Source organism: Mycobacterium sp. E2462, from assembly GCF_001672685.1.
Lineage (GTDB): Bacteria > Actinomycetota > Actinomycetes > Mycobacteriales > Mycobacteriaceae > Mycobacterium.
The window spans coordinates 1-2,068 of the sequence record NZ_LZKC01000274.1; the positions used below are offsets into that span (position 1 = coordinate 1).

Genomic DNA, 2,068 nt, shown 5'->3' on the forward strand with positions numbered 1-2,068 from the left:
TCAACGGCCAGAAGATCTGGAGTTCCCGGGCGCCGTTCGCGGACATGGGATTCGGCCTGTTCCGCTCGGACCCGTCCGGGGAGCGGCACCGCGGCCTCACCTATTTCATGTTCGGCCTCAAGGCCAAGGGCGTCACGGTGCGACCCATCGTGCAGCTCGGCGGCGACACGGGCTTCGGCGAGGTCTTCCTCGACGACGTCTTCGTGCCCGACGAGGACGTGATCGGCACCCCGCACGACGGCTGGTCCGCGGCGATGAGCACGTCGAGCAACGAGCGCGGCATGTCGCTGCGCAGCCCGGCCCGCTTCCTGGCGGCCGCCGAGCGGCTCGTGCGGTTGTGGAAGGACTGCGGCTCGCCGCCGGAATTCACCGATCGCGTCGCGGACGCCTGGATCAAGGCGCAGGCCTACCGGTTGCAGACCTTCGGCACCGTGACCAGGCTGGCCGCCGGTGGGGAGCTGGGCGCCGAGTCGTCGGTGACCAAGGTGTTCTGGTCGGAGCTCGACGTCGAGGTGCACCAGACCGCGCTCGACATCCTGGGCGCCGGCGGTGAACTCGCCGGCCCGTGGACCGAGGGCCTGCTGTTCGCCCTGGGCGGCCCGATCTACGCGGGCACCAACGAGATTCAGCGCAACATCATCTCGGAACGCCTGCTGGGTCTCCCGAGGGAGAAGAAATAATGGAATTCACGCTCGATGAGCAGCAGCGCGACTTCGCGGCCAGCATCGACGCCGCGTTGAGCGCGGCGGACGTGCCCGGTGCGGTGCGCGCCTGGGCTGCCGGCGACACCGCCCCCGGCCGCAAGGTGTGGGAGCAGTTGGCGAACCTGGGCGTCACGGCCCTGGCCGTGCCGGAGAAGTTCGACGGCATCGAGGCGCACCCGGTGGACCTGGTGGTGGCCGTCGAGCGGCTCGGGCACTGGGGCGTCCCCGGCCCGGTGGCGGAATCCATCGCCGTGGCACCGGTATTGCTGGCCGCCGACCAACGCTGCGGCGAGATCGCCTCGGGCGAGCTGATCGCCACCGTCGCGTCCGCGCCGCACGCACCGCGCGCGGTGGACGCCGACGCGGCGGGGTTGGTGCTGGTCGCCGGCGACGAGGGCGTGCGTGAGGCGGCGGCCGGCGCCGCGCACGCCTCCGTCGACCCGAGCCGCCGGCTGTTCGACGTGACCCCGACCGGCGCCGCCTGGCAGGCGGACGTGCGGCGCGCCAACGAGTTCGGCGCTCTGGCCACCGCGGCGCAACTGGTCGGCGCCGCCGAGGCGCTGCGCGACGCCTCGGTCGCCTACGCCAAGCAGCGCAGCCAGTTCGGCCGGCTGATCGGCTCCTACCAGGCGATCAAGCACAAGCTCGCCGACGTCCACATCGCCGTCGAGCTGGCCCGCCCGCTGGTGTACGGCGCCGCCCTGACGCTGGATCCCCGCGACGTCAGCGCGGCCAAGGCGGCGGCCTCCGAGGCGGCCCTGCTGGCGGCGCGCTCGGCGCTGCAGACCCACGGCGCCATCGGGTTCACCCAGGAGCACGACCTGTCGCTGCTGCTCCTGCGGGTGCAGGCCCTGCGCTCGGCCTGGGGCACCCCCGAGGCGCACCGGCGGCGAGTGTTGGAGGCGCTGTGAGCACGACCGAAGAACGCGAACTGCTCCGCGAGACCGTGGCCGCCCTGGTGGCCAAGCACGCCAACCCGGCGGCGGTGCGCGCGGCGATGGAATCCGACCGCGGTTACGACGAGTCGCTGTGGCGACTGCTGTGCGAGCAGGTCGGCGCCGCCGCCCTGGTCGTCCCCGAGGAATTGGGCGGCGCCGGCGGCGAACTGGCCGACGCCGCAACGGTTCTGCAGGAGCTGGGCCGCGCCCTGGTGCCCTCGCCGCTGCTGGGCACCACGCTGGCCGAACTGGCGCTGCTGGCAGCGCCGGAGCCCGACGCCGAGACGCTGGAGGCGCTGGCCGAGGGCCGCTCGATCGGCGCGCTGGTGCTCGACGCCGACTACGTCGTCAACGGCGACATCGCCGACGTCGTCGTGGGCGCCGCCGGCGGCGAGCTCACCAGGTGGACCCGCTTCGGCGCGCAGC

3 protein-coding genes are annotated in these 2,068 nt (G+C 73.3%); all 3 read left to right on the forward strand.

The window, feature by feature from the left end; translation table 11 throughout:
- Window positions 1-680, forward strand: a 680-nt coding sequence (locus A5714_RS13645; protein ID WP_255396711.1) for an acyl-CoA dehydrogenase family protein, incomplete at its 5' end; no start/stop codon positions are given.
- Window positions 680-1,615, forward strand: a complete 936-nt coding sequence (locus A5714_RS13650; protein WP_068071230.1) for an acyl-CoA dehydrogenase family protein — start codon at window positions 680-682, stop codon at window positions 1,613-1,615. The genes A5714_RS13645 and A5714_RS13650, both read left to right, overlap by 1 nt.
- On the forward strand, window positions 1,612-2,068 hold a 457-nt coding region (locus A5714_RS13655), incomplete at its 3' end, for an acyl-CoA dehydrogenase family protein (RefSeq protein ID WP_197513693.1). The genes A5714_RS13650 and A5714_RS13655, both read left to right, overlap by 4 nt.

What these genes read in the sequence shown, in the direction of transcription:
- A5714_RS13650 (WP_068071230.1), top strand. Translation starts at nt 680, where the DNA reads ATGGAATTCACGCTCGATGAGCAGCAGCGCGACTTCGCGGCCAGCATC.